Origin of the sequence: Actinosynnema sp. NPDC050801 (assembly GCF_040673975.1) — a bacterium.
In the GTDB taxonomy this organism is placed as follows: Bacteria; Actinomycetota; Actinomycetes; order Mycobacteriales; family Pseudonocardiaceae; genus Actinosynnema.
On the sequence record NZ_JBFAQZ010000014.1, the window covers coordinates 92000 to 118635 of the forward strand.

Here is a 26636-nt window from a genome sequence, read left to right on the forward strand (position 1 = left end):
TGGCGACATTTCCCTTGCCGTGGTTCCGCCGGACGGGCGATTCAGGACGCGTCCTCGTCGCGGGCGCTGAAGCGCTCGGCCATCTCCACGTCCCACCAGGCGGCGAAGAACTGGAAGTCGGCCTCGCTGTCGTTGACCAGCCGGTGCCGCTCGTAGGGCCGGAAGTGCACGATGTCGCCGGCCGCGAACGGCACCCGGCCGTCGTCGGTGACGATCTCCGCCGCACCGGACACGGCCACCCAGACCTCGTGCTCGCGGTGGGCGTGCGTGCTCGACGCCGCGCCCGGCTGCACCAAGCACCACGAGCCGTCGAACGGCGCGTTGACCAGCGGCCACGGCATCAGCCTGCGGGACACCAGCCCGCTGTCCCGGACCAGGTCCGCGGGGTCGAGTCGGCGGATCTCCACGGCTACCGCCCCACCGCGGCGGCAGGCTCCACGTGTTCCACGGCGCTCCCCCGGCGTCGACCGATTCCGACGTTGTATGTGGCGAACGCTCGGGCGTGGCCGCCGGAGATTATCGCCACGGCACGTCGGGGCGGGAAACCACTGCCACCGAACGGCCCATCGCCAGAACCTATCGACCGAGGTGCTCGGCGGCCACGCGCTTGGGCACGCACATTCGCCAAGCGTCCACCACGAGTTCGGTCATCTCGTCCGACCCGATCTCCGCCAGCGTGCACTCGACCCAGTTGTAGCGCAGGTCGGACGGGGCGGGCAGGTGGAACTTGGCCGGTTCGGCGGCCACCAGCGCGGCCCGCTCGTCCTTCGGGAACGCGAAACCCAGCGTCCGCTCGTCCCGCGACAGCGCCAGGTACACGATCCGCCCGATCCGGAACTTCACCCGGTCCCGGACGACCGCCTCCTCGGTGCGCGGCAGCGACCGGGCGAGCCGGCGCACCTCGTCGACGGTCGCCACCACCGCCTACCGCTCCGAGTGCCGGAGCACGCTCTCCACCTCGGTGCGGAACGCGTTGACGCCGTCCTCGCCCTCCGGCGCGCCGTGCGCCTGGAGCAGGTGCAGCAACGCCACCCCGTTCGCGGAGCGGCGGGAGAGCGCCCGGAACGAGAACGCGGACTCGTAGCCGGTGATCGCCGTCGCCAGGGCGGCCGCGACCGTGGCCAGGAACGCCCAGAGCGCGCGCTGCCGATCGTCGGCCACGGCGACCGCGCCGAGCGCCGCCGCGGCCGTGAACAGCAGCACGGTGAGGCCGGTGGTCCAGCGGCGGGCGGCCGTGTAGCGGGCCTGGGCCTGCTCGAACCCGGCGAGCCGCTCACCGATCCGGTGGCGCAGGTAGGCGCGGAGGAACTGCTCGCGGTGGTCGTCGACCACCGTCGGCGGAGCGGACGATCCGACGCTGGTCATGAACGGCTCACCGATTCGTGCCGGAGCCGCGCCACGGCCGTCGCCAACTCGCGGGCGCGCTCTTCGCGCTCGGCGTCGTCGACGGCGGGTGGTGCGGCGAGGTGGTCGAAGTACAAGGCGCGCAACTGCTCGGCGCGGACCTGCGCGTCCGGGTCCTCACCGGCGCGGGCCACGACCGCGAGCACCGCCGCGGCCGCGCCGGACACCGCGAGCAGCACGCCGGGCCACGGCGCGTCCCGCAGCCAGACCTGCAACGCGGCGAACGCCGTGGTGCCGAACCCGGCGGCGAGGGCGAGCACCACCAGCAGGCGCGCGCGTTCGCGTGACCTGAGGGCGGCGACCTCGCACTCGTGCAGCACGGGTGCGACCACCTGGTTGGCCTCGTGGATCGCGTCGGCCAGCAGCGGGTAGTCCAGCACGTAGCCGGGGTCGATGACGGGGTGCGGCTCGGGCGCCCGGAACCGCACCCTCGGCCACACCGCCGGCGGCGGCACGTCGGCGTGCAGCTTGGCGCCGGGCCGGTTGCCCAACACCCGCCGCAGCACCGCGACCACCTTGTCCGCGCCCTCGTCCAGGTGGACCACGGCCACCTGACCGCTGCGCACCAGCACGGCGAGGTCGTCGTCGCGCTTCACGGCGACGGTGTGCTGCTCGGTCGCGACGGCGGTGTCCACCGTGATGTCGGCAGCCGGGGCGACGACGACCTCGGTGGCAGCGCTGCCGGCGTCGGTCCGCACGACCTCGCCGACCCCGGTGTCGCGGACCTCGGTGTCGCGGACCTCGGTGTCGCGGACCTCGGTGTCGCGGACCTCGGTGTCGCGGACCTCGGTGTCGCGGACCTCGGTGTCGCGGACCTCGCCGAGCGCGATCTCGTCGGCCAGCGACCCGGTACCGGCCAGCACGAGCAGCGGCCGGTCGCGGCCGAGGTGGTCCACCAGGGCCGCCCGCGCCACGTCGTCACCGCCGATCAGCAGGGCGAGCGCCGGGCGCTTCGACCCGGCCACGGCGTCCACCGCGCGGAACAGGGCGGGCAGTTCCTCGCCCCACTTCGAGCCGGGCACGACCACCGCCGTGTCGTGGTTCACGTTGAGCCGTACCTCACACCCGGCCGGCTCCGCGTCCTCCGCGGCCACCCGGCCGGATGGCGCGACGCCCACCAGCCGCGGCCACCGGCCGTCCAGCGACTCGGCGGCCAGACCGACCAGGTGGGTGACGCCGACGTCGGCGCCCGCCGTGACCACGACCGCGTCCGCCCTGGCGGCCGCGGCGAGCACCGCACGCAGCACCGGGAGCACGGTGGCGGCCAGTCCGGTGTCCAGGGCGTCGGCCGAGCCGAACACCGCGAGGACCGGGCGGCCGCGGGGCAGGCCGAGGGCACGCGCCCGGATGTCGGCGTCCGGGTGGGCCAGTCGCCGCACCCGTGGGCCGGTACCCGCTGTAGGCATGCCGGGCACCCTAGCGGTGCCTCACGTGAATTTCACCCGTCCGGGGGCGAATTTCGTCGCAGGTAGAGTGCTGGGCGTGTCGATTGACCCCGCCGAACTGGAAATCGCCCTAAGGGTGCTCGCCCAAGTGGACGAACTGGACACCGAGCACCCCGACGCGGTAGCCGTCCGCCGGGCCACCGCCGGCATCTGGAAGAGCCTGCGCAAGCGCCGCAAGGCCGACCGCCGAGCCTCGGTCAGCGCCGCCGACCGCGCCGTCATCGAGGCGACCGCGACCGGCTCGCCGTCCCGCATCGACGACGAGACCCGCGGCCTGCTGCTGCGCGAGCCGGAGCCCGGCGCGATGGCGGGCACGCTGCTGCGCGCCCGGTCCTGCTACACGTGCAAGAAGCGGTACACCGAGGTGGACGCGTTCTACCACCAGCTGTGCCCGGACTGCGCGGCGCTGAACCGGGCCAAGCGCGACCAGAGCGCGGACCTGACCGGCAAGCGCGCCCTGCTCACCGGCGGCCGCGCCAAGATCGGCATGTACATCGCGCTGCGGCTGCTGCGCGACGGCGCGCACACCACCATCACCACCCGGTTCCCGCGCGACGCGGTGCGCCGGTTCGCCTCCATGCCCGACAGCGCCGACTGGCTGCACCGGCTGCGCGTGGTCGGCATCGACCTGCGCGACCCGGCCCAGGTCGTGCAGCTGGCCGACTCGGTGGCCGCCGCCGGACCGCTGGACATCCTGATCAACAACGCCGCGCAGACCGTGCGCCGGTCGGCGGGGGCCTACGCGCCGCTGGTCGCGGCCGAGTCCGAGCCGTTGACCGCGGGGCAACTGCCGTCCGGCACCCTGCCCGAGCTGGTCACGTTCGGGCACACCATGTCCGCGCACCCGGTGGCGTTGGCCGGCACGTTGGCCGAGACCATCCCGGCGGTGACGGCGCTGGCGCTGACCGCCGGGTCCAGGGAGATCGACGCGGGCGGCCTGGTGCCCGACGAGGCGGCGGTCAACAGCTGGGTGCAGCGGGTGGAGGAGGTCGACCCGGTGGAGCTGCTGGAGGTGCAGCTCTGCAACAGCACCGCGCCGTTCATCCTGATCTCCCGGTTGCGCCCGGCGATGGCCGCCGCGCCCGCGCGCCGCAAGTACGTGGTCAACGTCTCGGCGATGGAAGGCCAGTTCAGCCGCGCCTACAAGGGGCCGGGCCACCCGCACACGAACATGGCCAAGGCCGCGTTGAACATGCTGACCCGCACCAGCGCCGAGGAGATGCTGACCACCGACGGCATCCTGATGACGGCCGTCGACACCGGCTGGATCACCGACGAGCGGCCGCACCCGACCAAGATGCGGCTGGCCGCCGAGGGTTTCCACGCGCCGCTGGACCTGGTCGACGGCGCGGCCAGGGTGTACGACCCCATCGTGCGCGGTGAACTGGGCGAAGACCTGTACGGCTGCTTCCTGAAGGACTACGCGCCCGCCGCTTGGTGAGGCGATCACCCGACTATTCCGTCCATTCCCGACAGTAGTAATGCGAATGGGCCGATCGGGTATCAGGGCTCACGGAATCGCGCCCGTGTGCGACTCTGCGTCGGTAGGGTGAAGCTTTCGGTGTGCCGCCGCGAGGCGACGGGGGTGGGCATGGACCGCGGGCGGGCCGGTCGAGCCGCCGCGCTGCCGCGTGACCGGGAGGGCGTCGTGGCGACCGGGACGGTGGCGGCGTGGTGACCGCGCCGCGCGTCAACCCGTTCCCGCTGCCCGGGTGGGAGAGCACGCCGATGCGCCCGCTGCGCCCGTGGCACCGGCCCTCGCACCGCGACTACTACGTGGCCGTGGACGGCGCCGAGGACGCGTTCCAGCAGTTCCGGCAGGACATGGGCGACCTGGGCGTGCTGCTGGAGTACGGCCGCCTGGTGCTGGTCACCGGCGAGTCGGGCTGCGGCAAGACCGCGCTGGTCAACCGGTGCGCGGACTGGGTCGCCGGCGAGCTCGCGCGGCGCGGGATGCGCGGCGTCGTGCTCGACCTGACCGGCTGCCTGCCGACCGACCAGGAGCTGTCCATCGACGAGCGCACGGTCGAGGTCTGCGACCAGATGTTCGACCTGCTCGTCGACCACGACGCGCTGCGGCCCGACGCGGCCGACCGGCTGGCCGACGACCGCAGCGTGCCGCGCCGCGTCTTCCCCCGCCTGGGTCGGGCGCTGCGCGCGGAAGTGGCGCTGATCGTGCTGCTGCCCAGTCCGAACGAGCTGGTGGACGAGGTGATCCGCTATGCGCGGGTGCTCAGCAACGCGAAAGTGTTGTTCTTGACCGAATCGGCGTACCTGGGCACGGACGAAGTGGCGGACGTCGTGCGCCAACTGGAAACCTGGGTGCCACCGATCACGCTGCACCTCGGTCCGCTCGATCCCGGTGACGCACAGCGATTCGTCGAAGACCGGCTGTCACGTCACGCGGAAGTGGGAGCTTTTCCACGGATGAGTGATGACGCGATCGAATTGGTGGCCAAGCACTGCCAATCGGTCGCGATGTTGCAGAGGTTTTTACACGGCACCTACGAGCACAAACTCGAAACGGGGCTAGGCTACACCGAAGCCGATCTGGTGACCGTCGAGGACATCAGAGCGTTCTTGAACACGAGGTCCCGGAATGGACTGGGGAATGGGCCATGAGCGGTAGCAGCGATCTCCCGCCCCCGCGGAAGAACCCCTTCTCGCCGATGGCGGTCGCCCGGATCACGGACTTCGACGCCGACCCCGACGCGGTCGACGTGGCGATCACCACCGACGCGACGCGGCAGGCGCTGGCGCACCTCACCTCCTACCTCGACGCGCCACCCGCCCGTGGCGGGCGCGACCGCACCGGGACCGTGGTGGCCGTGCTCGGCGACTACGGCACGGGCAAGACGCACCTCGCCGTGCGGCTGGTCCGGCACGCCAGGCAGGTGCTGGCCGACCCGACGCACGCGCTGTACCTCGACGCGACCGCGGAGAGCTTCATCGAGCTGTACCGCCGGTTCATGCAGAAGCTCGGCCGCGAGGGCGTGCGCGCGCAGGTCAGCGAGTACTACGCGGACATCGTCGCCGACTCGCTCCAGAGCAGCGGCCTGACCAGCGACATGCTGGAGTGGCTCGGCAGCAGGCAGCTGGAGCCGCAGGAGGTCGTCGAGCGGCTCGGCCTGATGGAGAGCGCGCTGCTGCGCAAGGTCCAGGACACGCTGCGCGAGGTCACCAACAACAAGGACTTCGGCACCGCGCTCACCCTGCTGCTGCGGCCGGGGTTCGAGCACTCGGTGTGGTCGTGGCTGCTCGGCGGCGCGCCGGACCAGGTGCTGGTGGAGCGGGGCATCGCCACGCCGATCGACACCGAGGTGGCCGCGCTGGAGGCCATGGGCGTGTTCGCCCTGCTGTTCGGCGGCAGGCAGCGGCGGTTCGTGCTGGCCATCGACGAGCTGGACAAGATCTTCTCCGCGGACAGCCGCCCGCAGGCCCGCACCATGGCCGCGTTCCAGACGTTGTTGCAGGTGTTCGCCAAGGCCGGGGCGTGCCTGGTGCTGTGCGGGCTGCCGGACTTCACGTCCGTGCTGCCGCCCGCCGTGCGGCAGCGCATCCCGTACACGGTGGTGATGTCCGGGCTGAGCCAGGGCGAGGTGCGCGAGTTCGTCAAGCTGGCGCAGGAGCAGGTGTTCGGCGCACCGCAGCTCACGCCGTTCACCGTGGACACCACGCGGTACCTGCGGGACATCGCGCGGGGCAACGCGCGCAACGTGATCCGGTTGTGCCACCGGGTGTTCCGGATGGCCGACGACGTGTCCCGCACGCCCGGTCACGAGTTCGCGGTCACCGAGGACATGGTGCGGCAGGCGGCGCGCGACCTGTTCGGGTCGTTGAGCGCGGACGACATCGACGGCGTGGTGCGCAGGCTGCTCGACGCCAACGGGTGGGACTACCTGCACCGGCACCTGCTCGGCGTGGCCGCGGAGTCGCTGGTGGACTTCTGGGTCACCTTCCCCGAGCACACCGGCGGGTGCGCCGTGCTGATCACCCGGTCGTTGCTGGACAACGCCGACCTGGGCGTGGTGCTGCGGCGGGTCTCGGCGGTGCGCGAGGCCGACCCGGACGCCGAGCTGATCCTGGTGGTCAACGGCGTGGTGGCGGACGGCGTGGCGATCCAGCTGCGGGAGCTGCTCGGCCGCGAGCCGCTGGTGTACGTCGACCGGACGTTCGCCGACGACTTCAAGGCGCTGGTGGGCGCGACGAGCAGGCGGTTGGGCGGTGAGGCGGACCCGTTGACCGCGCTGCGGTTGCGGATGGAGCAGTTGGCCAAGCAGCAGTCGAGCATCTACGGGTTCATCGAGCACCTGACCGAGCACGTGGACGGGGTGCGGGCGTCGTCCGACCGGCAGCTCGGCGCGATCCAGCGGCAGCTCGGGGTGTTGGTCAGCGGCACGTCGACGCGGGAGGGGTCGACGTCGGCGGCCGCTTCGTCGTCGACGAGCAGGCTGCCGGGTGAGGTGGAGCGGCTGTTCCGGGACGCGGTGGACGCGTTGGAGGACTTGACGCAGGCCGACGCGATGTTCCAGGAGGCGTTCGACCACGGGCCGTCCGACACCCAGGAGGCGGTGCACCGGCGGCTGCGGACGCCGGAGTTCACCCTGGCCGCGACGCAGGCGATGTTCCTGCAGAAGGCCGTGCAGGCGTTCCGGGCGGCGGTGTCGCAGTGGTACCAGTCGCCCGGGGACACCGACGCGGAGGACCGGCTGGAGGAGCTGTGCGGCATCTACGACGGGATCGTCGAGTTCCTGCCGCTGTTCCTGCTGGAACCGCTGTTCAAGCTGCCGCCGTGGTCGGCGCGGGTGGGCGGCCTGGTGGCCGAGGTGAGCCAGGGTTCACGCCGGACCCGCGTGCAGGCGGCGTTGCGCGACCTGAGCCCCCGCGTCCGCCGCGCGGTCTTCCGCTCGTCCCGCCTGACCTGAACGTCGAACTCGGGGTACCTGAACGTAGGACACGCGCGACGCGAACGTAGGACTCGCGTGCGTGTCCTACGTTCAGGACAGGCGTGTCCTACGTTCGGGACGGGTGAGTTCAACGGTCAGGGGGTGGGCTTCACCCGGTAGGGCGCTGCGACCTGTGGTGCGGGGGCCGGGTTGAGCGGCACGCGGGGCGCGGGCCTCGGCCGGCGGACGGCGGGAATGGCCGAGACGTCGAACTCACGCTGGGCGACCGCGGGCAGGAAGGGCAGGCGGTCGTAGGCGCCGTTGGCCAACGCGTGCAGCAGGTTCACCACGACGACGGCGGGCGCGACCACGGCGATGGCGCCCGGGAACGACGGTTCCAGCAGCAACGCCAGGATGATCGCGGTCAGCCCGTTCTGCTGGCCCAACGCCAACCGCACCCGGTCCCCGCGCCACCGCTTCGGCACCGTCAGCCCGAACGCCACCACGGCCTGCGCGCCGAACGCCGCCACGCCCAGCACCGCGCCGACCCCGGCCAGCACCCAGCTGAACTCGGCGGCCAGCACCAGCCCGACCGCGGCGATGGCCAGGAACATGCCGGCCTCCGCCAGCCCGTCGACCCACCGCCCGAGGTTCGGCCGGAAGAACAGCCCCAGCAACGCCAACGCCAGCAGCAACGCGTACTGCACCGCGACGAAACCGACGGCCAGCACCGCCACCACCATCAACGCGCGCACCGCGTACCGGACCGCACGACCGCCCGCCTCGGCCCGCCGCACCCGCCCGCGCACCACCGTCCACAGCATGAACGCCACCCCGGCCAACGCCAGGTTCAGCACCAGGTTGACCGCGAACGACCCCGCACCGCCCACCGCACCGCCCCGCAACGCGAACGCGGTGATGTACACGGTCAGCAGCACGGTGATCGGGTCGTCGAACGACGCCCACGCCGACAACAGCGCCTTCGCCGAGTCCGACATCCGCGACTTGGCCCGCATCGCGGCCACCGACAGCGGGTCGATCTGCGCCACCGCCACGGCCAGGATCAGGTGGTTCGGCTCGCGGAAGACGAGGAACATCACGCCGAAGATCAGCGCCACTTTCGCGAGCACACCGAGCGTGACCGCGATGACCACCGTGCGGAGTTGCCTGCGGAATTCCGCGATCACAATACCGCTGGTGCTCGCGTACAAACCGAAACCGAGCAGCGCGGTGATGAAGAACCCGTACACCGGTGATTGGTCGACTTCGTGCAGTCCGAACTGCCACGCGGCGAGCCATCCCGCGCCAAGGGCCGAGAGGAGCGCGGCCGAACGGATCACGGGCGTCACCATTCCACGGTAGGCAGGCGTGTGCGGGCGTTCAAGGACCGATTGGAGTGAGTTCGACGGCCAACGCGGACATTCGATCATCCGCCGCTCGCACCCGTGCCTGGTCGATCGTCACGCCTACCAGGTATTCCCCGGCGCGCAACCGGTAGTAGTAGATCGCGCCCATCTCGACGTCCAGCACGAACCGTTCCATCAACCCGCCGACCACGGGCTTCACCGCCCGGTTCAGCTTGGTCGTCAACGCGCCCAGCTCCTGCACGAACCCGTGGTAGAACCGGCGCCGCGCGTCCACGGTGATCTGCTTGAAGAACGGCGCCAGCGACGGGTCGGCGAGGCAGTCGACCATCGCCCGCACCTCGCCGTCGACGACGTGCGCGACCAGGTGCAGGTCCTCCGGCCGCACGGCGGCCAGGCACGCGGTCAGCGGCCCGTCGCCCGCCGTCACGTGCGGCCGCACGTCCTCCTCGGTCGCCACCGGCACGACGTCCACCGCGCTCTCCCACCCGCCCGGGTTGAGCGAGCCGAGGCTGAGCTGGGCGCGCAGCCGGGTGGCCAGTCCGGCCACGGCGCGGTCCGCCTCGTCCACCGCCGGGTGCCCGAACAGCGGCCCCGCGCCGGCGTGGTCCAGCACCAGGCCGACGACGTGCTCGGTCGGCACCACGGAGTCGCAGAACAGCGCGCCCTCCTCGGTGTGCAGCACGGCGCGGATGACCCGGCCCGTGCGCACCTCCTGCAACGTCCGGTCCACCGTGGCGACCTGGAACGTCAGGTGCCTGCCGAGCCGCTTGAGCTCCTCGCGGCGGGTGCCGCCGGGCAACGCGTCCGGCGCGGGCGCCGGGTCGCCGAGGGCGTCGACGCCGAAGTCGAACACGCCGCTGCTGTAGTGCGCGAGGTAGTGCAGCGCCGGGCTGTCGGTGATCGTCTCCCGGCACGCCTGCCTGGCCAGGTCGAACTCGGGGCCGACGTGCTCGGCTTGGTCCTCGTGCAGCTCCACGCCGGTCCCTCCTGCGCGCTCAGGTGTGCGGGATGTCGACATCGCACTCCCGCCAGTCCTGGTCGGTCGGGTGCGCCGCGAGCCGCGCGTCGTGCGCCGCCACGGCGGTGTGCGGGTGATCGTGCCCCAGGAACTCCAGGCAGTCGGTGTGGGTTTCGGCGATCAGTTCGGCGGCCCGGTCCGCCTCGCCGGCCGCGGCGAGCACCCGTGCCTCGTCGATGGCCGCCGCCAGCGTCCACGGGTGCGTGTCGCCGAGCCGCGAGCGCAAGGTCCGCGCCGCGGCCTCGACCTGGTCCACCGCGCCGGTGACGTCGCCCGCCGCGCGCATCGCCTGGCCGAGGCCCAGCTTGCACAGCGCCACGAACGGGTGGTCGTCGCGCAGCCCGACGTGCTGCTGGAAGCCGTTCAACGCGGTGCGCGCGAGCTCGACCGCCAGCTCGGGGTCGACGCCGACCCGGCGGTGGTCGGCGGCGAAGCTGAGCGCGCAGCCCAGCGTGTACGGGTGGTGCGGGCCGAGGAGCTCGCGGTAGTCCCGCAACGCCTTGCCGGTGCGTTCCTTGGCCTCCTTGGCCCGGCCGACCAGCCGCAACGCGATCGCGCGGTTCCACTGCACGCCGATCTGGACCTGGTTCAGGTCGTGCCGCAGCGCCTGCAACTGCTGCGACGCGAACAGCAGCGAGTCCAGCGCCTCCGGGTAGCGGCCCAGTTCCCGCTGGTACAGGCCGATCTGCGCGAGCGTGGCCCACGTCCGCATGTCGCCCGTGCCGAACAATCGGCGGCGCCTGCGGTAGTTGTCCTCCTCCAGTGCGAGCGCACCGGCCGCGTCACCGGACAGGAACATGGAGGACGCCAGGTTGTTCGCGGCACGGCGGGTGTCCGGGTGGTCCTCGCCGAGCACCGAGCGCAGGCCCTCCCAGGTGGCCTGGTCCTCGGCCAGCGCCTCGGCGAACAGGCCGAGCCCGCGCAGGTCGCCACCGCGGCCGCGGGCGGTGATCAGCGGACGCGGGTGGGTCAGGTCCAGGGCGCGCCGCTGCTGGGCCAGCGCCAGGTCGTCCAGCCTCAGCGCCTCGGCCGGTTCGCCGAGCACGCGGTGCACGTTGGCCAGTTCGGTGGCCAGCCGGTTGCGCAGCGGGTCGGCGGTGCCGAACCTCTCGCTCCACGCCTCCAGCAGGTCGCGCGCCGGCCCCAGCGCGGCCCGCCGCACGCCCGCGCCGCCGTCGGTGAACAGGAACCGCACCTGGTTGACCAGCCAGCGGCGCACCTTCGGGTCGTCGCTGCCCAACGCGCCGGACGGGATGACGTGCTTCTGCAGCTCGGCGAACCGGGCGTGCCTGGTCGGCGAGGTGTCCTCCACCTCGGTCGGCGCCAACGCGGCCAGCGCGCCGAGCACGTCGGCCCGCCGCTCCTCCCGTTCCGCCGGGGTCATCCGGCCGCGCAGCGCGCGCTGCACGACGCGATGCGGTCGTAACGAGTACTGGTCGCCCCAGTCGACCCGGAACAGCCCGTACCGCGCGCCGTACCAGAGCACGCGGTCGATCTCGGCGGCGTCGAGCTCCAGCGGCTCGGCGTCCACGTCGCCCGACGCGATCACCCTGGCGAGGAACGCGGGCGAGCGCACCAGCGCCAGGTCCGCGCCCTCCGGTGACAGGAACGCGCACAGCTGGGCGACCAGCACCGCCAACCGGCCGGTGGCGTTGGCGCGCAACGCGTCCACGGCGACGTCGACGACCCGCGCCACACCGTCCAGTTCGGACCGCCCGAGGCGTTCGAACAGGATGCGGGTGGCCCACGTCGCGGCGTCGGCGTCACGCGAGCCCGCGCCCACCTCGGCCCGCGCCGTACCGGCCAGCCAGGACGACACCAGGTCCAGCGCCAACGGCAGGTGGTCGACGGCGTCCGCGACCCGCCGGGCGTCCTGCGCGGTCAACCCCGGCACGCGGTCCAGCAGCAGGCGCACGCTGTCGTCGGCGCGCATCGGCACCAGTTCGACGGCCTGCGCGGCCACCGGCCCGGAGGTGATCAGCACGTGCCCGGTGGCGCCCGTCGGCAGCAGGTCCGCGATCAGGTCGGGGTCGTCGGCGTTGTCGTAGACGAGCAGGAACCGCGCGTACGCCGGGTCGTCGGACAGGCGTTCCAGCGCGGACAGCGTGCCGTAGTCGGTCGAGCCGGGTTGGCGCAGCCGGACCGCCAGCTCGGCCAGGCCGCTCAGCGCGGACTGCCGGTCGTGCGCGGACAACCACCACACCGCGGCGTAGTCCGACGAGAACCGGTAGGCGTACTCCAGCGCCAGCTCGCTCTTGCCGACGCCGGGCACGCCGTTGACCGTCACCACCACCCGCCCGTCGCCCGCCTCGGCGAACCGGTCGCGCAACGCCTCCAACTCCTCGTCACGGCCGACGAAACCGGCGTGGCGCGGTGGCAGGTCGAACACGTTCGGGTCGCTGCCGGGCACCCTCATGCCGGGCTCGTGCACCGTGCCGGGCCGGTCGATCAGGCCGAAGTGGCTGAGCAGCCGGGCGCTCAACGTGTCCGGGGTGTGGTCGTGCACGGCCAGCGCGCCCACGGCGGGTTCGTCCTCCGACAGCTGCAACCGCAGCACCGTCAGCGGCATGGCGGGCAGCTCCACCGGGCCCAGGTGCGGCGAGGACAGCACCACCACACCCGGTGGCACGTCGGCCTCGAACCACTCCCCCGCGTCGGGCAGGCGGCGGACCTGCGCGCCCGCGCGTTCCAGCTGGCCGCGCACCCAGTCGGCCCAGGGCCGGTCACGCGGGGCGTGCACGACGACCACGCGGTCCGGCTCGGTCGTCGACGTCAGCCCGAACACCCGCCGGTAGCGGGAGCGCAGCACCGGCGACACCGGGACGACCTCGGTGACCGCGCCGTCGGTCACCGCCGCGGCGAGCCTGCCGTACTGGGCTTCCAGCGCACCGCCGCTCGTCGGCTCCTCGACCAGGATCGCCAGCAGCGGGTCGAACGCGTCGAAGGGCCGGTACGGGATCTCGATCGTGCCCCCGTCCGGTACCCGTTTCGCCTGGCCCGCCAGCAGTTCGGCGAACGCGGCGTGGATCGCGGACCGGATGCGCTGCGCCCGTGACAGCTCGTCGGCGTCGTCGAACAGCGTCGCCACCGGCACCACGTCGATCCGTATCGGTGCGCGCTTGCGCAGCCGTGCGGCCAGGTCCGCCGCGTCGGCGATGGCCCGGGGGCGCGGGCGGAAGCACACCACGGCCAGCTCGCACAGCGTCGCGATCAGCGTCAGCGACTCGTCCCCCGCGCCCGTGGGCGCGTCGATCAGCACCTGGTCGTACTCGGACTCGGTCAACCGCGCGCGCAGTTCGGCGATCACGCCCGCGTCGCCGTGCCTGCTCTCCGGCTGAGGGCGGCCCGCCGCGTCGGTCGACATCGGCGACACCACGTCGACGTGGCCCGGCTCGGCGACATCGCCCGCGGGCGGCGCGAACCGCTCGACCGCGGGAGCCGGGTCCTCCTCGCGCAACGGCTCCGCCCGGTACGCGGCGAGCAGGCCGCGGCCCAACGCGTCCGGCAGTCCCCGCCGGGCCACCAGGAACGGCTCCAGGTACTCGCGCACCCGCGGCACCTCCGAGCCCCAGTCCACGACCATGACCCGTTGCCCGGCCGCGGCCAACGCCCACGCCAGGTTCGCCACCGCGCTGGTCCGGCCGGTTCCCCCGGTCGCGGACAGGAAGGCGGTGACCCCGGTGTGGCCGGAGGTGGTGCGCGGGGTGGTCATCTGCTGCTCCAAGGCGGCGGGGGACTGGGGAATACCGGGAACGCGGGCCGCGCGTCCGCGACTCAGCCGCGTTTCACCCGATCGGCAGCAGTCACAGGGAACTCTCGAACGCGGCGAACCGGTTGGGCAGTTCGGCGTTCTCCGCGAGGATCCGGTGCAGCGCGGCGCGCAGCGCGGTGTCCGGCAGATCCGCCAATCGGGCCAGGTCCACGCCCGTGACGTCCAGCAGTTCGGACTCCAGGACGGGTTCGGAAGCCATGTGCGACGTACCTCCTCACCGCAATGCTGCGGGTTTCCCCGCTCCTCGCCTGATTGCCGGCAACACCGGCGGCGCACTTCCATCGTAGTGAACGACAACGGTCACCGTCGGGAATCCTCCGATTGGCGGAGGCAGCGGGCGGCGGGCCGTGTTTGATTGCAGGTGGGCCTTGATTGCCGGCGGGTCTCGATTGCCGGTGGCGTGGCCGGAAAACGCGGGGGGGTTGCCGACTGTGGACTCGGGGAATGGTTTGCCGTTCCGCCAGTTCGTCCTGAAGGTGCACGGCAGGTGCAACCTGGCGTGCGACTACTGCTACGTCTACGAACTGGCCGACCAGCGGTGGCGTTCCCGGCCGAGGGCGATGTCGCCCCGGGTCGTCGCGCACACCGCCGAACGGGTGGCCGAACACGTGCGCGGGCACGGGTTGTCCGAGGTGGAAGTGGTGTTGCACGGTGGTGAGCCGCTGCTCGCCGGACGTGCCGCGATCGAATCGCTGGTCGGGACGTTCCGCTCGGTGGTGCCCGCGCGGGTGCGGTTCACCGTGCAGACGAACGGGACGCTGCTGGACCGCGAATTCCTGGACCTGTTCTCGGCGCTCGGCGTTCGGGTCGGGGTGAGCGTGGACGGCACGCCCGAAGCGCATGACCGGCACCGCGTGCGGCCGGACGGCACCGGGAGTTGGGCGGCGGTGCGCGCGGCGTTGACGTCGTTGCGTTCGTTCCCGGAGGTGTACGGCGGTTTGCTGTGCGTCGTCGATGTGCGGGACGACCCGGTGCGCGTCTACGAGTCGTTGCTGGAATTCTCGCCACCCGCGGTGGATTTCCTGCTGCCGCACGGCAACTGGTCGGCGCCGCCGCCGGGACGGGTCGCGGGTTCCGGCTCGACGCCGTACGCGGAGTGGCTGATCGCCGTGTTCGACGTCTGGTACGGCCGGCCGCTGACCGGCGTTCGGCTGTTCGAGGAGTTGTTGGCGGTGCTGCTGGGCGGGCGTTCCGGGGTGGAGGGCATCGGGTTGACCCCGTCGGCGCAGGTCGTGGTGGAGACCGACGGCACGATCGAGGTGTCGGACATCCTGGCGTCGTCGTCGCCCGAGGCGTCGTCGACCGGGCTGCACGTGGCGCGCGACCCGTTCGACGCGGCGTTGGACCTGCCGGACGTGCGCGCCGGTCGTTCGGGATTGGCGGGATTGTCCGACGAGTGCCGGCGGTGCCCGGTGGTGACGGCGTGCGGCGGCGGGCTGCGGGCGCACCGGTTCCTGGAGGGGGCCGGGTTCGACCGGCCCTCGGTGTACTGCGCGGACCTGGCGCGGCTGATCGGGCACGTGCGGTCGCGGGTGGCCGCGGACCTGGCGGCGCTGGCGTGACGGTCGCGCCGTTCCGGGTCTCCGCCGCGGACTTCGCCGCTCTCGCACGCGGCGGGGGTGGGCCGTCGGTGGTGCGCACGTTGCGGCGGGCGCGGCGCAGCCGGACGTTGCTGCTGATCCGGTCCATCGCGGCGGATCCGGCGGCGCGGCCCGCGTTCTCGCTGTTGCGCGAGGTGGCGCGGGTGGCGCCGGGTGCGGTGGACCGGGTGCTGGACCACCCGTCGGTCGGTGCTTGGGCGACGCGGACGGCGTTGGCGGGTGCCGCGGCTCGTCCGGCGGAGTTGGCGTTCACGGCGGCCGCGGCGGCGGTGCGGGCCGGGGTGGCGGTGGAGTTGGAGTTCCCGCCGGTGGAGGTGTTCTCGCTGCCGTCGTTGGGCGTGGTGGTGGGGCCCGGGTGGGCGTACGAGCCGTTGCCGGAGATCGACCTGGGCGGTGCCGCGCTGCAGGTGGACCTGTGGGCGGGCGGCGGGGTGCCGGACGGGCTGCCGGTGGCCGCTTCGGTGGACCTGCCGTGGTGGCGCGACGCGGTCGGTTCGGCGTGGGAGTTGCTGCGGCGCGACCACCCGGCCCTGGCCGCGGAGTTCGCCGAGGTCGTGTCGGTGCTGACGCCGATGCCGTCGTCGCCGACGGGTACGAGCAGCGCGACGTTGGCCGACGCGTTCGGGTGCGTGTTCCTGTCGCCGATGCCGGACGCGGAGACGTTGGCCGTGACGCTCGTGCACGAGGCGCAGCACAGCAAGCTGGTGGCGTTGATGGACCTGTTCGCGCTGGTCGAGCCGGGGCGGGACGCGTTGTTCTACGCGCCGTGGCGGGAAGATCCCCGGCCGGCGGCGGGCCTGCTGCACGGCACGTACGCGCACCTGGGAGTGGCCCGGTTCTGGCGCTCCCGGCCCGGTGCCGCCGCGCGGGTCGAGTACGCGCGGTGGCGCTCGGCCGCCCTGATCACCGCCGAGACGCTCCTGACCAGTGGCAGGCTGACCCCGACCGGCACCGCGTTCGTCACCGAGATGGCCGCCGTCCTGCGCGCCTGGTGCGCCGAACCCCTGCCACCGTCCGCCCTAGCCGTCGCCGAAGCCGAGGCCGCCGCCCACCACGCCCGCTGGCAAGCCGCCCACGGCCACACCCGAACGTAGAACTCGGGGTACGCGAACGTAGGACACGCCCGTTCCGAACGTAGGACACGCGCGACCTGCGGTCGGGGTGGTGGGGGTCGCAGTAGGGCGACTCGCCGGGTGTGGTCCGCCGGGTTGGCCCGTCCGGCCGCGATACTGCCCGCCATGCTCAACGCCGACGGCCACCAGGTGCACTCCCCGGCGGACCTGGTGGACCTGTTGGAGTGCGAACACCGCACCCGGTTGGCGCTGGCCCTGGCGGCCGGGCTGCCCGGCGCACCCGTGCCGGACGAGCGGACGAACGTCCTGGCCACCCGGCACGGCGTGGCGCACGAGCAGGCCGTCCTGGCACGGCTGCGCGCCGAGCACCACGTGGTCGAGATCCCGCAGCCCGCGCCGACGCACGAAGCGCTCACCCGAGCCGCCGAGCAGACGAACGAGGCCATCGCCGCCCGGACACCGGTCATCTACCAGGCCGTCTTCTACGCCGACGGCTTCCACGGCCGCGCCGACTTCCTGATCGCCACCGACCGCGGCTACGAGCCGCACGACGCCAAGCTCGCCCGGCACGCCACCCCGGCCGCCGTCGTCCAGCTCACCGCCTACGCCAACGCGCTCAAGCACCACGCCGGCCCCGCCATGCACCTGCTGCTGGGCGACGGCACCACCAAGACGTTCCAGGTCGCCGACTTCCTCCCGCTGGTCCGCGACCTCCAGGCCCGCCTCACCGCCCGCCTCGCCGCACCCGCCACCCTGCCCGAACGCCTGTGGGACGACGAACGCCCCGCCTGCGCCACGTGCCGGTTCGGCAGGCACTGCGCCACCGGCCGGGACGCCGACCGCGACCTGTCCCTGGTCGCCGGCATCCGCACCGACCAGCGACGCAAGCTCGTCGCCGCCGGCCTGGGCACGATCGACGCCCTGGCCAACGCCACCCGCGCCGACCGCCCCGCCACGATGTCCGCCGCCACGTTCACCGGCCTGCGCGCCCAGGCCGCGCTCCAGGTCATCCAGGACGACTCGCGCACCGAGGACGACCCGATCGGCAAGGTCGCGTACGAGGTCGTCGCGCCGGAAGCCCTGGCCGCGCTGCCCGTGCCGAGCCGGGGCGACCTGTTCTTCGACATGGAGGGCGACCCGTTCGCACTGGGCGGCGAGGGCCTGGAGTACCTGTTCGGCGTGGTCGACGCCGACGAGGGGTTCACACCGTTCTGGGCGCACACCCGGCCGCAGGAGAAGGCGGCGTTCGAGCGGTTCGTCGACTTCGCCACGAAGACCCTGGAGCAACACCCGGAAGCGCACGTCTACCACTACGCGCCGTACGAGGTGAACGCGCTCAAGAAGCTCGCCGCCCTGCACGGCACCCGTGAGGACGCCGTCGACCACCTGCTGCGGTCCGGCGCGCTGGTCGACCTCTACGCGGTCGTGCGCAAGGCGCTGCGCGTGTCCCAGCGGTCCTACTCGATCAAGTACCTGGAACCGCTGTACATGCCGCAGGCGCGGGCGGGCGAGGTCACCAACGCCGTCTCCAGCATCGAGGCGTACGAGGAGTTCCTGGCGTTGCGCGACGTCGACCCGGCGCGCGCCGAGGAGGTCCTCACCGGCATCGCCGACTACAACACCTACGACTGCGCCTCCACGCTGGGGCTCTACCGGTTCCTGCTGGAGGTGCGCGCCGAGGCGGGCATCGAGCCGCACGTGCCGGAGCCCTCGTTCACCGAGGAGATCGAGGACGAGATCGCCGCGCAACGCCGGGCCGAACGCGCCGAGCGCCTCGCCGCCGTGGTCGACCCGCTGCTGGAAGGGCTGCCCGACAACCCGGCGGAGGCGACCGACGACGAACGGGCGCGGGCGTTGCTGGCCGCCGCCGTCGGCTACCACCGGCGGGAGACGAACCCGGCGTGGTGGGACTTCTTCCGGCAGATGGCGGCTCCGCTGAGCGAGCTGGAGTCCGACAGCGCGTGCGCGGTGCCGGTGTCGGTGCGGGCGCAGGACTGGGCGATGCCGTCCGGGCGGGTCCGCAAGGCCAAGCGCGAGGTGCGCGTGTGGTGCGACCCGGACCGTCCGCACCCGTTCGCGGCGGGCGACCAGGTCCGGCTGCTCTACCCCGGCACCCCCGCGAACGTGACCCGGGACGCGGTGGTGCTCGCCGAGTCGGCCGAGGACATGGTGGTGCTGGAGAGCGTCGCCACCGACGAGGTGCACGGCGAGCAGCCCATCGCGGTGCTGCCCGGCAGCCCGGTCCGGCCCACGCCCAAGGACGAGGCGGTCTACGACCTGGCGCGCGACGTGGTGGACGGGTTGCCGGAGCTGCCGCCGCACCCCGGGATCGACCTCGTCCGCCGCACGCCGCCGCGCCTGAAGACCGGTGCGCTGCCCCGCGGCGACGACCTGATCGCGGACGTGATCGCGGCGGTGGACGCCCTGGACGGCTCCACGCTGGCCGTGCAGGGTCCGCCGGGCGCGGGCAAGACCTACCTGGCGGGACGGCTGATCGCGCACCTGATCCGCGGCGGGCGCAGCGTCGGCGTGACGTCGACCAGCCACAAGGCCGTGGAGAACGTGCTGAGCGCGGCGTTGGCGGCCGGGCGCGAGCTGGGCGTGCCGATCCCGACGGCCAAGCGCGCGAAGGGCACGCCCGCGAAGGACTGCGCGTGGGAGCAGCCGCGCGACAACCCGGCCCTGGTGCGCTGGCGCAACGACCAGGGCGGCGGGCACCTGGTCGGCGGCACGGCGTGGACGTTCGCCAACGCGGCGTTGCGCGAGCAGCCGTTCGACGTGCTGATCGTGGACGAAGCCGGGCAGTTCGCGCTGGCCGACGCGCTGGCCGTGTCGACGTGCGCGCGCAACCTGGTGCTGCTCGGCGACCCGCAGCAGCTGCCGCAGGTGGTGCAGGGCACGCACCCCGCCGGTGCGGAGGCCTCGGCGCTGGGGCACCTGATCGGCGACGCCGACGTGATCCCGGCGGAGCTGGGCTACTTCCTCGACCAGACGCGGCGCATGCATCCGGCGGTGTGCGCGCCGGTGTCGAACCTGTCGTACGCCGGGCTGCTGCACGCGCACCCCAGTGCCGCCGAGCGCGGGATCGCCGGTGTGCCGTCGGGTGTGTACCTGCACTCGGTGCCCCACTCGCACAACACCACGTCGTCGATCGAGGAGGCGACGGCGGTGGTGGGCGTGGTGCGGTCGCTGATGGGTCGCATGTGGACGGACGGGCCGGACGCTCGGGCGTTGGACGACTCCGACGTCCTGGTGGTGGCGCCGTACAACCTCCAGGTGCGCCTGGTGCGGCGTGAGCTGGAGAAGCACGGCTACGAGCACGTGCGGGTCGGCACCGTGGACCGGTTCCAGGGCCAGGAGGCACCCGTGGTGATCACCACGATGACGTCCTCGGCGGCGGTGGACCTGCCGCGCGGGCTGGACTTCCTGTTGTCCCGCAACCGGTTGAACGTGGCGCTGTCGCGGGCGCAGGCCGTGGCGGTCGTGGTGTGCTCGCCGCGGTTGGTGGAGGCCGACATCCGCGACGTCGACCAGCTGCGCCTGGTCTCGGGGATGATCGGCCTGATGGCGGACGCCGATCGGTGGGACATCGACGGCGTCTATGCCCAAACCCTATGACTCCGGACGTTCATCCGCTCTTAATGTCGTAGCACACGAGAACCTTCCTACCCTGCACCGAAGGAGATCGTGTGACCGGAAATGTGCCGCGCCTCGTCCTCGGGGCGTTGTTCACGACCCTCGCACTGGTGGGGACCGTCCTGGTCGGTCCGGCGTCGGCAGCTCCCGCGCCGCCGTCGGCCCTGGCCAGGACCGTCTACTACAGCGCCTCCGGCTACTCGGCGGAAGCCGACCAGGCCGCGCAGATCTGGAATTCCAGGGTGCCGAACCTGCGGATGGTCCGCGGCGGCAGCGCCACCATCCGGATCTACGCGACCACCGGCGGCGGTTCCCGGGCCTATCCCTGCGGGCTCGGGTGCGCCACCATCTACATCGACTCGCGTGACGTCGCGGCGGGTCACTCGTCGCTGCGGATCGTGGCGCACGAGATCGGGCACGGCCTCGGCCTGCCCGACACCTACAACGGCATCTGCTCGTACCTGATGTCGGGCGGCAGCGCGGGCACGTCGTGCCGCAACCCGTACCCGAACGCCCAGGAGGCGAACCGGGTGAACCAGCTCTTCGCGGGCGGCTTCGGCACCTCGGCGCCGATGACGACCGACGTCTACGCGAGGGGCTGACGACGGCGGGCGGTGTGGTGCCCGGTCGCACTCCCGGCCACCACACCGCCCGGTGTCACCCGAATTGACCAAGCTCCGGTGTGAACACTTGGCCCGTGGTGTCCGTATAGGGGGATGCGTTCCCCGCCGCGCCACCGCCGTTCACAGGAGCAACCATGCAGTTCGCACGGTCCGTCCGGGCACCCCTCTGCGTCGCGGCGGTCGTCGCGGCGGTGGGCCTGCTGGCCGCCGTCCCCGCCTCCGCCCACACCCCGTCGCTCAAGGCGGGCTGCCTGGACGGCAACGCCGTGCTCACCGTCGGGCTGACCCGCTACGACGGCCGCCGACCCAATTCGGTCACCGTCGAGGACAACGGGCAGGTTCTCGACAACCAGAGGTTCGGCGGATCGTTCCACAAGTCCTACAGCAAGCCTGGGACCGCGGCGCACGTCTTCACCGTCACCGTGTGGGCGTGGGACGACCCGCGTTGGGAGCGCGGCTGGTCGTTCCGGAGGAAGTTGACCGTCCCGGCGTGCGTGACACCGACGACTACTACCACCACCACCGTCCCCAGGACGACGACTCCGGTCCCCGTCACCACCACCACGACCGTCACGACGACTCCGGTGGAAACCACCACCACCACGACGACCACGACCACGACCACCACCACACCGTTGACGTTCGACTGGCCCACCACGCGGCCCAAGGCGGTCGTGGTGCCCGCCGCGAACGACAGCGACCTGCCGGACACGGGCGCGGACGTGACCGTCCCCTTGGTGCTCGGCGTGCTGCTGCTCAGCGGCGGTGTCGTGGTGCTCGTGGTGCTGCGCCGAAGGCTCCGGCGCTAGGTAACGGATCTACGGAAAGTAGTTACCGAACCCCGGATCGTGTTGTTACAAACCCCCGGATAGGGTGGCGCGCGTTCTCCTCAGCCCTTCCCTCAGGAGCCTCCACATGCAGTTCGCCAGAGTCGGTGCCCTGGTCGGCGCCGCAGTCGCCGCCGTCGCCGCGACCGTCTTCGCCGCTGTTCCCGCCTCCGCGCACACCCCCGAGCTCGTCGCGAAGTGCGAGGACGGCAAGACCACCCTCAGCGTGAAGCTCACCCGGTACGCCCAGAGCACCGACCAGAAGTCCAACCACGTCAAGGTCACCCTTGACGGCGAGGACGAGCTGGAGAACAAGGACTTCGGCCAGTCGTTCGAGGGCTCCTACTCGACCGGCGGCGACGTCGAGCACGTGTTCGTAGTCGAGGTGACCGCCCACGACGACAAGAAGTACTCCTTCAAGGAGACCAAGACCGTCGAGGCGTGCGTCGTGCCGCCGACCACGACCACCACTACGACGACGACCACCACCACGACCACCGCGCCGACCACCAGCGTCACGACCGAACTCCCGTCGGAGACGACCGACGCCCCGGCGCCGTCCACCACCACGACCACCGTCGCGGTCGTGCCGGTCGGTGACACGAGCCCGCTGGCCAACACGGGCGCGAGCATCGCGGTCCCGCTGGTGATCGGCGTCGTCCTGCTCGGCGGTGGCGCGGCCCTGCTGATCGTGCTGCGCCGGCGCGCGGCCAAGAACTAGCACCGAACCGCATCGGCCCCGGTCGCGACCACGCGACCGGGGCCGATCCGCGCTACAGCACCACCGGTTCTGAATGTTCAACTCGGGTGTTCCGAACGTAGGACACGCCTGACCTGAACGTAGGACTCGCGCGCGTGTCCTACGTTCAGAACGCGCGAGTCCTACGTTCAGAACGCGCGAGTCGTACGTTCAGGTACCCCGAGTTCAACGTTCGGGTCAGTTGGCGTCGGTCAGGGCCGGGTAGTCGGTGTAGCCCTTCTCGGTGCCGCCGTAGAACGTGGCGCGGTCCGGGGTGTTGAACGGGCCGCCGGTCGCCAGCCGGGTGGGCAGGTCCGGGTTCGCCAGGAACATCGAGCCGAAGCTCAACGCGTCGGCGGTGCCGTCGTCCAGCAGCTCCAGGTGCTCGGGGCCGGTGACGCCGTCAGGCGTGAACGGGTTCAGGATCAGCGGGCCGGAGAAGCGCTCGCGCAGCCGCAGCGTCAACGACCGCGGGCCGACCTCGCCGATGTGCAGGTACGCCAGGCCGACCGGGTTGATCGCGTCCACCAGGGTCGGGTAGAGCTCGTGGTGGGACTCCTCGGCGATGTCGTTGTACGGGTTGGCCGGGGAGATCCGCAGGCCGACGCGGTGCGCGCCGATCGCCTCGGACGTCGCCCGCACGACCTCGACCACGAACCGGATGCGGTTGTCCACCGAGCCGCCCCACTCGTCGGTGCGCAGGTTGGTGTTGTCGGCCAGGAACTGGTGCAGCAGGTAGCCGTTGGCGCCGTGCAGCTCGATCCCGTCGAACCCGGCGTCGACCGCGTTGCGCGCGGCGGCGGCGAAGTCGGCGATGGTGGCCTCGATGTCCGCCGGGCTCAGCTCCACCGGCGTGACGAACTCCTCCATCCCCTCACCGGTGAAGACCTTGCCCTGCGCGCGCACCGCGGACGCGCCCACCGGGTGCAACCCGTCGGGCAGCAGGGTGGGGTGCCCGACCCGGCCGGTGTGCATGAGCTGCGCGAAGATCCGCCCGCCCGCCGCGTGCACCGCGTCCGTGACGCCGCGCCAGGCCTCGACCTGCTCGTCGCTGTGCAGGCCCGGCGTGTGCGGGTAGCCCTGGCCGACGGCGGACGGCTGGGTGCCCTCGGTGATGATCAGCCCGGCGCCGGCCCGCTGGGCGTAGTACTCGGCCATGGCGGGCGTCGGCACGGTGCCGTACGCGCGGCTGCGGGTCATCGGCGACATCACGACCCGGTTGGGCAGCTTGGTGCCGGCCAGGTCCAACGGCTCGAAGGCGGTGGTCATCGCATCCTCCAGATGGCTGTTTACCTGTTCGAACAGCTATCTGGTCCGGTTTCATTCCGACCTGCCGATGTGACAGCGCTCACGACGCCGGGCGGCTAGAATGGAGCCATGGCTGCACCCCGACAAAACCCCACGTCACTGCCGGTTCCCCAGACCGCCGAGCACGGTCGGGTCAGCCACACGATCTTCCGCATCGCCCGGCTGCACCGCCTGCTGGCCGCACAGCTGCTCAGGCAGGCAGGTCTGCACCCGGGCCAGGAACTCGTGATGATGCACCTCTGGGACTGCGGCCCCCAGCGGCTGGCCGACCTGTGCGGCGTGCTCGGCACGGACTCGCCGACCATGACCAGGACCGTGCAGCGCCTGGAACGCGCGGGCTTCGTGCGCCGCTCCCCCGACCCGACCGACGGCCGTGCCGTGCTGGTCGAGCCGACCGCCGCCAGCCAGGCGCTGCGCCACCAGGTCGAGCGCATGTGGCGTGAGCTGGAGGAGGCCACGCTCGGGGACATGGACGAAGACCAGCAGGCCGAGACCCTGAAGGTGCTCGGCCTGCTGGAGTGCAACCTGGCGGTCCGGACGAACCGGTACGCACCGCCCGACGGCGCTACCGGGTCTGCCTGATCCAGGCCGCGGTGTCCGGCGGCACGGCGCCGTCGACCAGGGGCCCGCTGGTCAGCAGCACGGCGTCGTGCGCGGGCAGGGCGACGGGCCGCGCGGACAGGTTGAGCACGCAGGCGAAGTCGTCACCGCGGCGGAACGCGACCACGTCCGGCCCCAGGTCCAGCCACTCCATCGGGCCGTCGCCCAGCGACCGCTCCGACCGCCGCAGCTGCAGCACGGTGCGGTAGTGCGCGAGCATCGAGTCGGGGTCGCCGGTCTGCGCGGCCACCGACAGGGAACGCCAGTGCTCCGGCCGCGGCAACCACGACGGCCCGTCGTCACCCCAGGGGATCGGCACCCGGCACCCGTCCCGGCCCCGGTCGGTGTGGCCGGAGCGCACCCACACCGGGTCCTCGCGCAGCTCGTCGGGCAGGTCGTCGACCTCCTCCAGCCCCAGCTCCTCCCCCTGGTAGACGTACACGCAGCCGGGCAGCGCGGTGGTCAGCATGATCGCCGCACGCGCCCGCTTCGCGCCCAGCTCCAGGTCCGTCGGCGTGAGGTGCTGCCGCCGGCCGAAGTCGAACGACGTGTCCTCCCGCCCCATCCGCGACACGTGCCGCGTCACGTCGTGGTTGGACAGCACCCACGTGGGCGGCGCGCCGACCGGGGCGTGCGCGGCGAGCGTGCCGTCGATGACCCGCCGCAGCTCGCCGGGCTCCCACGGGCAGCACAGGAAGTCGAAGTTGAACGCCGAGTGCAGCTCGTCCGCGCGCAGGTAGCGGGCGAACCGCTCCGGGTCGGGCAACCACATCTCGCCGACGAACACCCGCTCGTCCGGGTACTCGTCCAGCACCTTCCGCCAGGACCGGTAGATGTCGTGCACGCCGTCCTGGTCGGAGTAGGGCAGCTCGGCGTCGGGCCTGGAGAAGTCCTTGACCAGGCCGTCGGCGACGTCGATGCGGAACCCGTCCACGCCCCGGTCCAGCCAGAACCGCAGGATCGACTCGAACTCGGCCCGCACCCGCGGGTTGGTCCAGTTCAGGTCCGGCTGCTCCGGGCTGTACAGGTGCAGGTACCACGAGCCGTCCGGGGCCTGGCTCCACGCCGGTCCGCCGAACCGCGACCGCCAGTCGTTGGGCGGCTCGTCGCCCTCGTGGAACCAGAACCGGTCGCGCCCCTGGCCGGCCAACGCCTCCTGGAACCACGGGTGCTGGTCGGAGCAGTGGTTGGGCACGATGTCGATGATCACCCGCAGGCCGACCGCGTGCGCCTCGCCGATCAGCTTCTCCGCCTCGACGAGCGTGCCGAACACCGGCTCGATGTCGCGGTAGTCGGCGACGTCGTAGCCGCCGTCGGCCAACGGCGACGGGTACCAGGGGCTGAGCCAGATCGCGTCCACACCCAACTCGGCGAGGTAGGGGAGCTTCTGGCGGAGTCCCGCCAGGTCCCCGATCCCGTCGCCGTTGCCGTCGGCGAAGCTGCGCGGGTACACCTGGTAGATGGCCGCACCGCGCCACCAGTTCATGTGGATCCTCCCTCGGTTGTGGCGTCAGCCCTTCACGCTGCCGGCGGTGAGCCCCGCCAGGACGTGCCGCTGGAACACCAGGAACAGGCCGATCACGGGCACGCTGGACAGCACCAGACCGGCCAGCAGCAGGTTGACCGGTGTGTCGGGGGCGAAGCGCTGCAACGCGACGCTGAGCGTCTGCCGCGCCGGGTCGGAGAACACCAGCAGCGGCCAGATGAAGTCCTTCCACGCGGCCACGACCGCGAAGATGGACACCACCGCCAGGATCGGCCGGGACAGCGGCAGCACGATCCGCCACAGCATGGTGAGCTGACCGGCGCCGTCGATCCGCGCCGCCTCCAGCACCTCGACCGGCAGCTGGTCGAAGAACCGCTTGAGCAGGAACACGGTGAACGCGTTCGCCGCGCCGAGCAGCCACAGCGCCACCGGGTTGTTGAGCAACCCGAGGTCGGAGATGGTCAGGTAGGTGGGCAGCAGCAGCACCGCGGCGGGCATCATCAGGGTCAGCAGCATCATGCCGAGGGATCCCCTTGCCCAGCACGGGTCTGAGCCGCGACAGCGCGTACGCCGCGGGCACGTCCACCGCGAGCTGCACCGCCCACACCCCCACCGCCACGACGATCGTGTTGAGGAAGTACCGACCGAGGTCCATCAGGTCCCACGCCTCGGCGTACGTGCCCGGCGTCCACGTCCGCGGCAGGATCGTCGGCGGCACGCGCGCCAGCTCCGCCGCCGGTTTCATGGCCGAGAGCACCACCCACACCAGGGGCACCACGAAGACCGCGGTGAGCAGGACCGTGGTGATGACGAGCGCGACCTTGTAGCCGACACCGGCCCGTCCCGGCGCG

General features: G+C 72.3%; 23 protein-coding genes. 12 read left to right on the top strand and 11 right to left on the bottom strand.

The genetic code is table 11. From position 1 onward, the window contains the following. Window positions 1-41 precede the first annotated feature (41 nt). The 4 genes from AB0K14_RS27655 to AB0K14_RS27670 form a co-directional block, all read right to left on the bottom strand. Window positions 42-407, bottom strand: a complete 366-nt coding sequence (locus AB0K14_RS27655; RefSeq protein WP_360449477.1) for a cupin domain-containing protein — start codon at window positions 405-407, stop codon at window positions 42-44. 169 nt (window positions 408-576) lie between these two features. Beyond that, complete coding sequence (locus tag AB0K14_RS27660; RefSeq protein ID WP_360449475.1) at window positions 577-918, bottom strand: MmcQ/YjbR family DNA-binding protein; 342 nt, start codon at window positions 916-918, stop codon at window positions 577-579. Between the two features lie 6 nt (window positions 919-924). Next, window positions 925-1365 carry a hypothetical protein gene (locus AB0K14_RS27665; RefSeq protein WP_360449472.1) on the bottom strand — a complete coding sequence of 147 codons (441 nt, stop codon included), beginning with the start codon at window positions 1363-1365 and terminating at the stop codon, window positions 925-927. Beyond that, entirely contained in the window at window positions 1362-2810 is a 1449-nt protein-coding gene (locus tag AB0K14_RS27670; protein ID WP_360449470.1) for a hypothetical protein, read from the bottom strand. Before AB0K14_RS27670 ends, AB0K14_RS27665 begins: the two co-directional genes overlap by 4 nt. A 76-nt stretch (window positions 2811-2886) precedes the next feature. Here AB0K14_RS27670 and AB0K14_RS27675 point away from each other — a divergent pair, with 76 nt between their 5' ends. The 4 genes from AB0K14_RS27675 to AB0K14_RS27690 all read left to right on the top strand — a co-directional run bounded on the left by AB0K14_RS27675 (window position 2887) and on the right by AB0K14_RS27690 (window position 7774). Beyond that, window positions 2887-4290 carry an SDR family NAD(P)-dependent oxidoreductase gene (locus tag AB0K14_RS27675; RefSeq protein WP_360449467.1) on the top strand — a complete coding sequence of 468 codons (1404 nt, stop codon included), beginning with the start codon at window positions 2887-2889 and terminating at the stop codon, window positions 4288-4290. Window positions 4291-4398: 108 nt separating this feature from the next. Next, complete coding sequence (locus AB0K14_RS27680; RefSeq protein WP_360449465.1) at window positions 4399-4527, top strand: hypothetical protein; 129 nt, start codon at window positions 4399-4401, stop codon at window positions 4525-4527. Between the two features lie 104 nt (window positions 4528-4631). After that, window positions 4632-5471: a hypothetical protein gene (locus AB0K14_RS27685; RefSeq protein ID WP_360449462.1), complete on the top strand. Its 840-nt coding sequence runs from the start codon at window positions 4632-4634 to the stop codon at window positions 5469-5471. Beyond that, entirely contained in the window at window positions 5468-7774 is a 2307-nt protein-coding gene (locus tag AB0K14_RS27690; RefSeq protein WP_360449459.1) for a hypothetical protein, read from the top strand. The genes AB0K14_RS27685 and AB0K14_RS27690 overlap by 4 nt, the downstream gene beginning before the upstream one ends. A 116-nt stretch (window positions 7775-7890) precedes the next feature. Here AB0K14_RS27690 and AB0K14_RS27695 read toward each other — a convergent pair whose 3' ends face one another. The 4 genes from AB0K14_RS27695 to fxsA all read right to left on the bottom strand — a co-directional run bounded on the left by AB0K14_RS27695 (window position 7891) and on the right by fxsA (window position 14091). Continuing rightward, window positions 7891-9075, bottom strand: coding sequence for a hypothetical protein (locus tag AB0K14_RS27695; protein ID WP_360449456.1), 1185 nt, complete (start codon window positions 9073-9075; stop codon window positions 7891-7893). 40 nt (window positions 9076-9115) lie between these two features. Next, window positions 9116-10078, bottom strand: a complete 963-nt coding sequence (locus AB0K14_RS27700) for a hypothetical protein (RefSeq protein WP_360449453.1) — start codon at window positions 10076-10078, stop codon at window positions 9116-9118. Between the two features lie 19 nt (window positions 10079-10097). After that, window positions 10098-13832, bottom strand: coding sequence for an FxSxx-COOH system tetratricopeptide repeat protein (gene fxsT, locus AB0K14_RS27705; RefSeq protein WP_360449451.1), 3735 nt, complete (start codon window positions 13830-13832; stop codon window positions 10098-10100). A gap of 91 nt (window positions 13833-13923) precedes the next feature. Beyond that, the gene (gene fxsA, locus AB0K14_RS27710) at window positions 13924-14091 is read right to left on the bottom strand and encodes an FxSxx-COOH cyclophane-containing RiPP peptide (protein WP_158851598.1); all 168 of its coding nucleotides are present in this window, start codon (window positions 14089-14091) and stop codon (window positions 13924-13926) included. Window positions 14092-14341: 250 nt separating this feature from the next. Between fxsA and AB0K14_RS27715 the strand changes: the two genes are divergently transcribed. The 6 genes from AB0K14_RS27715 (at window position 14342) to AB0K14_RS27740 (ending at window position 22373) form a co-directional block, all read left to right on the top strand. Next, complete coding sequence (locus tag AB0K14_RS27715; RefSeq protein ID WP_360449448.1) at window positions 14342-15454, top strand: FxsB family cyclophane-forming radical SAM/SPASM peptide maturase; 1113 nt, start codon at window positions 14342-14344, stop codon at window positions 15452-15454. Beyond that, on the top strand, window positions 15451-16587 hold the full coding sequence (locus AB0K14_RS27720) for an HEXXH motif-containing putative peptide modification protein (RefSeq protein ID WP_360449445.1): 1137 nt from the start codon (window positions 15451-15453) through the stop codon (window positions 16585-16587). The genes AB0K14_RS27715 and AB0K14_RS27720 overlap by 4 nt, the downstream gene beginning before the upstream one ends. A 144-nt stretch (window positions 16588-16731) precedes the next feature. Continuing rightward, on the top strand, window positions 16732-20184 hold the full coding sequence (locus AB0K14_RS27725) for a TM0106 family RecB-like putative nuclease (RefSeq protein ID WP_360449441.1): 3453 nt from the start codon (window positions 16732-16734) through the stop codon (window positions 20182-20184). 71 nt (window positions 20185-20255) lie between these two features. Beyond that, window positions 20256-20804, top strand: coding sequence for a snapalysin family zinc-dependent metalloprotease (locus tag AB0K14_RS27730; protein ID WP_360449439.1), 549 nt, complete (start codon window positions 20256-20258; stop codon window positions 20802-20804). A 155-nt stretch (window positions 20805-20959) separates the two neighbouring features. Further along, the gene (locus AB0K14_RS27735; RefSeq protein WP_360449436.1) at window positions 20960-21634 is read left to right on the top strand and encodes an LPXTG cell wall anchor domain-containing protein; all 675 of its coding nucleotides are present in this window, start codon (window positions 20960-20962) and stop codon (window positions 21632-21634) included. A gap of 106 nt (window positions 21635-21740) precedes the next feature. Then, a complete protein-coding gene (locus AB0K14_RS27740; protein ID WP_360449434.1) occupies window positions 21741-22373 on the top strand; it encodes an LPXTG cell wall anchor domain-containing protein in 633 nt (210 codons plus the stop codon). A gap of 216 nt (window positions 22374-22589) precedes the next feature. Here the strand turns inward: AB0K14_RS27740 and AB0K14_RS27745 are convergent, their stop codons facing one another. Next, window positions 22590-23660, bottom strand: coding sequence for an alkene reductase (locus tag AB0K14_RS27745; protein ID WP_360449432.1), 1071 nt, complete (start codon window positions 23658-23660; stop codon window positions 22590-22592). Window positions 23661-23768: 108 nt separating this feature from the next. On the opposite strand from AB0K14_RS27745, the gene AB0K14_RS27750 reads away from it, so the two are divergent. Next, complete coding sequence (locus tag AB0K14_RS27750; RefSeq protein WP_360449430.1) at window positions 23769-24281, top strand: MarR family winged helix-turn-helix transcriptional regulator; 513 nt, start codon at window positions 23769-23771, stop codon at window positions 24279-24281. On the opposite strand, the gene AB0K14_RS27755 is transcribed toward AB0K14_RS27750, so the two are convergent. Next, window positions 24265-25785 (bottom strand): alpha-amylase family glycosyl hydrolase, encoded by a 1521-nt coding sequence (locus AB0K14_RS27755; RefSeq protein ID WP_360449427.1) that lies wholly within the window; start codon window positions 25783-25785, stop codon window positions 24265-24267. The genes AB0K14_RS27750 and AB0K14_RS27755 overlap by 17 nt on opposite strands. 24 nt (window positions 25786-25809) lie before the next feature. Next, window positions 25810-26304 (bottom strand): carbohydrate ABC transporter permease, encoded by a 495-nt coding sequence (locus AB0K14_RS27760; protein WP_360449425.1) that lies wholly within the window; start codon window positions 26302-26304, stop codon window positions 25810-25812. 14 nt (window positions 26305-26318) lie between these two features. Here AB0K14_RS27760 and AB0K14_RS27765 point away from each other — a divergent pair, with 14 nt between their 5' ends. Next, window positions 26319-26612 carry a hypothetical protein gene (locus tag AB0K14_RS27765; protein WP_360449423.1) on the top strand — a complete coding sequence of 98 codons (294 nt, stop codon included), beginning with the start codon at window positions 26319-26321 and terminating at the stop codon, window positions 26610-26612. The last annotated feature ends 24 nt before the right edge of the window (window positions 26613-26636 follow it).